Raw genomic sequence first — 7329 nt, 5'->3', positions numbered from 1 at the left:
CACCAGGCCACAGAGCACCCGAAGGAGGAAGAACCCCCTGGCCACGGGGTCAGGGACTCAGTGGGGCTCAGGGGAACTCGCGGGATGTCGCATATCGACGCCGAGACTCATGAGCGGACCGACGTGCTGCATGGCCGCACGGCCGACACCCTGGAGGTTCCGAGCAGCCGACCTGTCTCACCTGCACGCCTTCACCCAGGGCCTGGAGCGAGACCTCGACGCCGTGATCGCCGGGCTCACCCTTCCCTACAGCAACGGCCCCACCGAAGGCGTCAACATCAAGACCAAACGGATCGCGCGCCAGATACCCGGACGCGCAGGCTTCACCCTCCTACGCCACCGCATCCTCCTCGGATAGCGCCACGCTCCGTAACCACCGAATGTGAGACAGGGGCTCCTAAATTGACACACCCAAGAGATCAGGAGGAAGCGAGGCGGGGGAAGAGGACCTCGGCATTGCCGCGGTTGATGGCGGTGCGCTGGGTGTCGTCGAGGGGGTAGGCGTCGAGCTGCTTGGTGAAGTAGGCGGACATGTCGGCGGGGGCGTAGGGGAAGTCGCTGCCGAAGGTGATGCGGGCAGGGTCCGCGAAGGTGAGGAGGGTGGGGAGGGTGTCGGGGTTGGCGGCCAGTGCGGTGTCGAAGTAGAAGTGCCGCAGTTTGGCCAGGATGGTCTCGGCGTCCATGACCGGCTGGATGTTGCTGAGCTTCTGGTTGAGCTGGAGGGACTGGGCGATGCGGTGGGCGGCGTAGGGCAGGAAGCCGCCACCGTGGGAGAGGATGATCTTGATGTCCGGGTGACGGGTGATCGTGCCGGAGATGGTGAGGTTCATGGCGGCGCGGACGCTGTCGAGGAGGAAGTCGGCGGCGTAGACGGGGACTCCGGGGACGGGTTGGGCAGGCAGGTCGGCGGGGTGGACGAAGACGACGGTGCCGCGTCGGCCAAGTTCGGCCATGAGGGGTTCGAAGGCGGAGTCGCCGAGGTAGGTGCCACGGTGGTTAGTGAGCAGGACTATGCCGTCCGCGTTCAGCTCGTCCAGGGCCCGGGTGGCTTCCTCGAGTGCGCCGTCGACGTATGGGAGGGGGAGGGTGGCGAAGAAGCCAAAGCGGTCGGGCCGGTTCTTGACGGTCTCGGCGGCGAAGTCGTTGACCTTGCGGGCCCAGTCGAGGGCCTCGGCGTCGTTGCCGAGGTGGGTGCCGGGGGTGGAGACGGACATGACGCCGGTCTGGATGCCCTGGCTGTCCATAAAGGCAATGTCGGTCTCGGCGTCCCAAGCGGGGATGGGCATGCCGCCTGCGGTCTCGTGGTGGGAGAGCAGCCAGTCGCGGTAGGCCGGGGGAACAATGTGGTGGTGGGTGTCGATGCGTCCGTTGGTCACGACGGCTCACCTCTCAGTTACTTACCTAGCTAACTTTTAGCTTGCTGTTACTGTATCCTCCATGACTCCACCGCCGCCAACCGGTCCCGGCGTCGGCGGCCCGCCGACGGCCGACGATCCGCAGTTCCAGGCGTTCACCCAGGCCGTGCAGGATCTCCTCTCGGCGACGCGCCGCAGCCGCGGGCGATTGGCCGGGCAGAGCCGTCCTGCACTCTCGCTCTCCCAGGTCCAGCTGCTGGAGGCGCTCGCCGACCACGGCACTCTTGGCGTCAGCGAGATCGCCGAGCACGCGGGCGTCGCCACCCCCACTGCTACGCGGATGCTCCAGCAGCTCGAACGCGACGGCATCATCACCCGCACCCGCACCCCCGGCAACGAACGCCGGGTGGAGGTCGCCCTCACCGCCTCCGGCGCCGGTCTGCTCGACGGCCACCGCACCAGACTGCGCGAGCGGCAGCTGCGCGCCTACCGCGAACTCGCCCCCGGCCAGCGTTCCGCGATCACCGAACTCACCCAACGGCTCATTGAGCTGATCGATGACATGTGAACCCGCCGACCCACGCCCAACCCCAGGTCCTGCCCTGGCCGAGACGGGCAACCGGCTTGGGACTGAAAGCTGGAGTAATCCGGAACTTCCGGGCGATCACGCCCTTGATCCTCAGCAGTGTCCACCGCTGGTCCTCCCAGCCGTGCGCGGCCACTCCCAGCTCCAACTGCTTTTCCAGCTCGGCGAACTGTACATCGGACAGCTTCGGAAGTCTGGGCGGGCCCTTGGACGTGAGCGCCTCGGTCCCGCCTTCCCGCCACGTACGCCGCCACCGTCGCACCGACCGCCCGCTCACCCGTAAGTCCTTCGCGATCACTGCGGTCTTCTCGCCGTGCGCGAACCGTTTCCCGGCCTCCCGCCGGATCCGCTCACGGAACTGCTGCCGCTCAGCGGTCAACCCTCCGCCCTATGCGTACCGCATACCAACGGGGTACCGCAGGGATCAGCATCCGTCACTACCCGACACCACGCCGAAGAGCTCAGTAGGTAGATACAGCCGGAGGTCTCCGCCACGCACGAAGGCGGTGAGGCAGCCGGAGCCGTCCACGGCGGGTGCCGGGGACGACAGGTCGGAGAGGGCGCTGGCGCCGCTGTGGGGCGGCGAGCCGAGCGCGCGGAACGGGCCGAAGTCGCCACCGGGGCGCTGCTGGATGGTGGTGACGACCTCACGGCGGTAGTCGGCGCCGTGGCCGAGGTGGGTGCAGGTGCCGAACACGGCGATACGTCCGTCGGGCAGCCGTACCGAGGTGAGTCCGGTGTCGAGCGACCCGTCCGCCGCCAGCGTCTTCGGCCCGGCCCAAGTGCCTTTCGCACCCGGGGTCTTGTGCCAGACTGCGAGTTTCTAGTCGAGCACGCCGAACGCCCACAGGCTACCGTCCTTGCCGGGCTGGAGCCAGTGGTGGAATTGGCGCGGGAGTAGCGGACCGACTGGGCCCAGTTGTTGCCGTACGGGCGGTTGGAGACCTTGCGGTCGCCGCAACCGGCCTGGCTGCCGCAGTAGTTGTCGTTCGGGTCCATCCAGGCGTACGTCTTCACCGTCTCCGCCTTGGCGTCCGCGCCTTCCTTGCCGAAGGTGTGCGGCAAGTAACTGGTGTTGTAGCCGAGGTAGGTCTGGAGGGTGAAGTTCGGGCGGCCGGAGGCGGCGGCGTACTTCTGGAGCGCGGCCTGGGCGAAGCGGGCGCTTAAGACGTGGTCCTGGTGGTCGATGATCTCGTGCTTCGCGCCCTCACGGGCCGGGGTGGGGTCCAGGGTGCGTACATGAGCGGGCGGAAGCGTCCCATCAACCCAGCGAGCGCGTCTATGAGTTGGTCCTTCGTGTAGCTGAAGGGCTTGGCAGGGGTGTGGGAGGCGAGCATCGCCTCCAGCGCGGGTGTCTCGCCGTTCCGCAGGCCGCGCAGGCTGTGCGGGACGTCCTTGTACATCTCGCGGGCCTCGCGCAGTTGCATCCAGACCAGGCTGATCTGCGGGTGTGCCTGGAGGGTATCCAGCTCGGCGGTGCCGCCGCCGGAGGTGGGTATGGCAGTGCGGGTCCAGGGGCTGGTCTTGTCGCCGGTCGCCATCTACGCGTATGCCGTTCTGCCGGGCCTCGGCGTACCGCGCCCGGTAGGCGGCCGACATGGGGTGGCCCGGGGACGCGTGGCCGGGGGCGTTGACGCCGTCGGCCTCCCCGGACGTCACGTACACCGAGGTCGTCGGGCGGCCGGAGCGTATCGAGTGGCCCGTGTCCGGGTTCATGAAGAACAGGTCGTCGGGATGCGCGACGATCTGCATCACCGACTCGCGGCTCGCAAGGGGGAGCCGCCTGTGCGCTGTCGGTTCCCGCCATGCCGGCCGTCTCATCGGTGTCACCCGGCCAGGAAGCCACCGCGTATCCGGCGGCGCCGACCAGTGCCAGCGCCGCGGACCCCAGCACGAAGTGTCTGCGGGAGGGCGTGGGTCGGTGCTGACTGGGCGTCATGTACGTGCTCTTTCGGTGCGGCAGCCCGGCAGGGCCGTTTTCGGAGCGTCAGCACCGCCTCGCCGTGTCGGTCGCCGGTGCTGCTCAGACCGGGGCTGGTCAGAACCCGGTCCGGTAGGGAGACGGGAGGAACCGGAATTGGGTCAATTGCGCTTGATATGTGTGTTGTGACGATTTGGTCACGCCCTCATTCCGTGGCATCCCGAGCCACCCCCTCGTCGGCTGCCTCGACTGCCTCGTCACGAAAGCGCCAGGCCACTGCGCGGAACGGGCGCCGGTTCGGCTCGATCCGATCTTCCTGAGGCCGCGGGCCCTGACGGAGGCTGGGCGGGCGGGGGAAGTGATCAAGCAAGGAGTGGGGCAATGGATTTCGGAGTCGTCCTGCAGACTGATCCGCCCGCCTCGGCCGTCGTGGAGCTAATGCGCCGCGCGGAGGACAACGGCTTCCGCTACGGGTGGACCTTCGACTCGGCGGTGCTGTGGCAGGAGCCTTTCGTCATCTACAGCCGCATCCTGGAGCACACAGAGCGCTTGGTGGTGGGCCCGATGGTGACGGCTCCGGGAACTAGGGCGTCGGAGGTGACCGCTTCCACCTTCGCGACCCTGAACGACATGTACGGCAACCGCACGGTGTGCGGGATTGGGCGGGGTGACTCGGCGATGCGGGTGGCCGGGCGCAAGCCGAACACGCTGGCCCGGCTCGGTGAGGCGATGGGGGTCATCCGGGACCTCGCCGAAGGGCGGGGGGCCGAGGTGGACGGGCAGCGGCTGCGGCTGTCCTGGGTCAAGGACGGCAAACTGCCCGTCTGGATGGCCGCCTACGGTCCCAAGGCGCTGGCGCTCGCGGGTGAGAAGGCCGACGGGTTCATCCTCCAGCTCGCCGATCCGTTCCTGACCGAGTGGATGATCAAGGCGGTCCGCACCGCCGCCGCCGACGCAGGCCGCGACCCCGACGCCATCACCATCTGCGTCACCGCCCCCGCCTACGTCGGCGACGACCTGGCCCACGCCCGCGAACAGTGCCGCTGGTTCGGCGGCATGGTCGGCAACCACGTCGCCGACCTGGTGACCCGCTACGGCGAGCACTCCGGACTCGTCCCCGAGGCACTCACCGAGTACATCAAGCAGCGTCAGGGCTACGACTACAGCCACCACGGCCGCACCGGAAACCCCGACACCGCCTTCGTACCCGACGAAATCGTCGCCCGCTTCTGCCTCCTCGGACCGGCCGAAGCCCACATCAAGAAACTCAAGGCACTGCACGCCCTCGGCGTCGACCAGTTCGCGCTGTACGCCATGCACGACGCCCGTGAAGCGGTCATCGACGCCTACGGACAACACATCATTCCCGCCCTCACGTGAGGCAGCGGGTCACGGACGGACCCCTACCGTCAGGCCCCCTGAGGGGTTGGCCGACGCGGACACGTGCCAGTGATGGGCGCGGGCGATCGAGGCCACGATGGACAGGCCGAGCCCCGCACCCTCGCCGGGCCTGTGCTCGCGTTCCGCGAGGCGGCGGAACGGTTCGAAGAGGTGCGGGACCAGGTCCGGGGGCATGCGCGGGCCGGTGTTGGTGACGGTCAGACCAGTCGCGTCGAGCTCGACCGTGACGGTGCCGCCGGGCTTGTTGTGGCGTACCGCGTTGGCGACCAGGTTGCTCACCAGGTGGTACACGAGGATCGGGTCGCCCTCCACGGTCAGCGGTTCGGTGTGGGCACTGACCGTCACCTTGCTGCGATCGGCCTCGGTCTCAAGGTCCCGCACCACCTTGGTGACGGTACGGGAGAGGGCGACGGGCTCCTTGCGTTCCAGGCGGCCCTGGTCCGCCACGGACAGCAACAGCAGGCCTTCGATGAGGCGTTCGCTGTCGTCGGCGAGGTCGATCAGCTTGGTCCGGATCCGTGCCACCCGGGCCGGGGCGGGGGCGTCCGCGAGTCCGACCTCGGCGGCGGCCCGCTGCACCGCGAGGGGGGTGCGCAGTTCATGTGCGGCGTTCGCAGCGAACCGCTGTTGGGCGGTGACGAGCTGTTCCATGCGGCCGAGCATGTCGTCGAAGGTGTCAGCCAGCTCCTTCAGCTCGCCCGGGGGCGCGTCGAGGTCGATCCGCTCGTGAAGGTTCTCGCCGGACAGGCGCCGGGCGGTCGCGGTGATCACGCCGACCGGGCGCAGCACCCGTCCGGCCATCCACCACGCGAGCGCCACCGACAGCACCGCGAACACGGCGAGGGTCAGGAGGGAGACGGTGAGCAGCCGGCCGAGCGCGGCTTGCGCGGCTTCTGCGACCAGGTCGGAGGAGTCCGTGAGCGGCGTGCCGTCGACTGCCCTCGGGGGTGCCGTCACGGCCGGGGTTGCGAGAGTGCCCGGCTTGAATGCTCCGGCACCCGGATCGGGAACCGTCTTCGTCATCGCCAGGCCGATCTGGGTGTACAGTCCCTGGCGCACGACGAGATAGACCACGCCGATCAGTACGGCCCCGGCGACGACGAGCAGCGCCGCGTACAGCGCGGTGAGCCGGGCCCGCTCGCCCATGGCACGGCGGTTCGCGGTGGCGCCGCCCCTCGCACGGCGGCCCACATCGGCACTGCCCCTCACGCGCCGGGCCCGTCCGCGATGCGGTATCCGACGCCCGGCACCGTCTCCAGCACCGGCGGCTCCCCCAGCTTGCCGCGCAGTTTGCTCACCGTCACCCGCACCGCGTTGGTGAGATAGCTGGTGCCCTCCTCCCACACCTGCTCGATCAGGTCCTCGCGACTGACCACCCCGCCCTTGGCCCGCATCAGGGTCTCCAGGACCGCGAACTCCTTGCGGGAAAGGTCGAGTTGACGTCCGTTGCGGGTCGCGCGGCGCTGTCCCGTGTCCACGGTGATGCCCGCCCGCTCCAGGACCGGCGGCAGCGCAGGCTGTACGCGCCGGCCGAGTGCCAGCACGCGGGCGAGCAGCTCGTCGTACGCGAACGGTTTGGTGAGGTAGTCGTCGGCGCCCATGCCGAGGCCCTCGACGCGCTCGCGTACGGCGGACGAGGCGGTGAGCATCAGGACCCGGGTGAGCAGGCCCTGAGCAACCACCCGGCGGCACACCTCGTCGCCGCGCAGCCCCGGCAGGTCGCGGTCGAGCACGAGCACGTCGTACTCCCCGAATCGCAGCTTCTGCAGCGCCGTGAGCCCGTCCGTGGCCACGTCCACGGCGAGCGCCTCGCGGCGCAACCCGTCGGCGATCATCTCCGCAAGGAACTCTTCGTCTTCCACCACCAGTACGCGCATGCCGCCCTGTCTAGCCGAAAGGGACCTTTCGCCGCTGTTAACCCGGCGGGGCGGCAGGCCCTCCCCAGAGCCGGTCACTGTACGGGGCCCGCTTTAAAGGTTGTCCCGTATGGGGTGGTTGGGGTGGGATGATCTTGGTGTGGCTGGTGTGATCACGGTGTCGGAGCCGGGCTGGATAGGGCTGTTCTC

The 7329-nt window shown here is 68.9% G+C and carries 8 protein-coding genes and 1 pseudogene; 3 read left to right on the top strand and 6 right to left on the bottom strand.

Annotated features, from left to right (window positions below; all coding sequences use genetic code 11):
• Positions 1-160: 160 nt before the first annotated feature.
• A pseudogene (locus ACIQ8J_RS35560) lies at positions 161-358 on the top strand (ISL3 family transposase); the annotation flags it as partial.
• 61 nt (positions 359-419) lie between these two features.
• Here ACIQ8J_RS35560 and ACIQ8J_RS35555 read toward each other — a convergent pair.
• Entirely contained in the window at positions 420-1376 is a 957-nt protein-coding gene (locus ACIQ8J_RS35555) for an amidohydrolase family protein (protein WP_403278211.1), read from the bottom strand.
• Positions 1377-1437: 61 nt separating this feature from the next.
• Here ACIQ8J_RS35555 and ACIQ8J_RS35550 point away from each other — a divergent pair, with 61 nt between their 5' ends.
• Entirely contained in the window at positions 1438-1923 is a 486-nt protein-coding gene (locus ACIQ8J_RS35550) for a MarR family winged helix-turn-helix transcriptional regulator (RefSeq protein WP_403278213.1), read from the top strand.
• Here the strand turns inward: ACIQ8J_RS35550 and ACIQ8J_RS35545 are convergent.
• From ACIQ8J_RS35545 to ACIQ8J_RS35535, 3 genes are all read right to left on the bottom strand, one after another.
• A complete protein-coding gene (locus ACIQ8J_RS35545; RefSeq protein WP_403278214.1) occupies positions 1898-2320 on the bottom strand; it encodes a helix-turn-helix domain-containing protein in 423 nt (140 codons plus the stop codon). The genes ACIQ8J_RS35550 and ACIQ8J_RS35545 overlap by 26 nt on opposite strands.
• A 45-nt stretch (positions 2321-2365) precedes the next feature.
• Positions 2366-2638, bottom strand: coding sequence for a hypothetical protein (locus tag ACIQ8J_RS35540; RefSeq protein WP_403278215.1), 273 nt, complete (start codon positions 2636-2638; stop codon positions 2366-2368).
• Between the two features lie 466 nt (positions 2639-3104).
• Positions 3105-3482, bottom strand: a complete 378-nt coding sequence (locus ACIQ8J_RS35535; RefSeq protein WP_403278217.1) for a hypothetical protein — start codon at positions 3480-3482, stop codon at positions 3105-3107.
• A gap of 761 nt (positions 3483-4243) precedes the next feature.
• Here ACIQ8J_RS35535 and ACIQ8J_RS35530 point away from each other — a divergent pair.
• Positions 4244-5242, top strand: a complete 999-nt coding sequence (locus ACIQ8J_RS35530) for a TIGR03842 family LLM class F420-dependent oxidoreductase (protein ID WP_403278219.1) — start codon at positions 4244-4246, stop codon at positions 5240-5242.
• A 9-nt stretch (positions 5243-5251) separates the two neighbouring features.
• On the opposite strand, the gene ACIQ8J_RS35525 is transcribed toward ACIQ8J_RS35530, so the two are convergent.
• Entirely contained in the window at positions 5252-6409 is a 1158-nt protein-coding gene (locus ACIQ8J_RS35525) for a sensor histidine kinase (RefSeq protein WP_403278223.1), read from the bottom strand.
• 59 nt (positions 6410-6468) lie between these two features.
• Positions 6469-7140, bottom strand: a complete 672-nt coding sequence (locus tag ACIQ8J_RS35520) for a response regulator transcription factor (protein WP_403278221.1) — start codon at positions 7138-7140, stop codon at positions 6469-6471.
• Positions 7141-7329 lie beyond the last annotated feature (189 nt).

Origin of the sequence: Streptomyces sp. NPDC094147, assembly GCF_044764265.1 — a bacterium.
In the GTDB taxonomy this organism is placed as follows: Bacteria; Actinomycetota; Actinomycetes; order Streptomycetales; family Streptomycetaceae; genus Streptomyces.
This window is presented reverse-complemented; position numbering and strand designations above follow the sequence as displayed.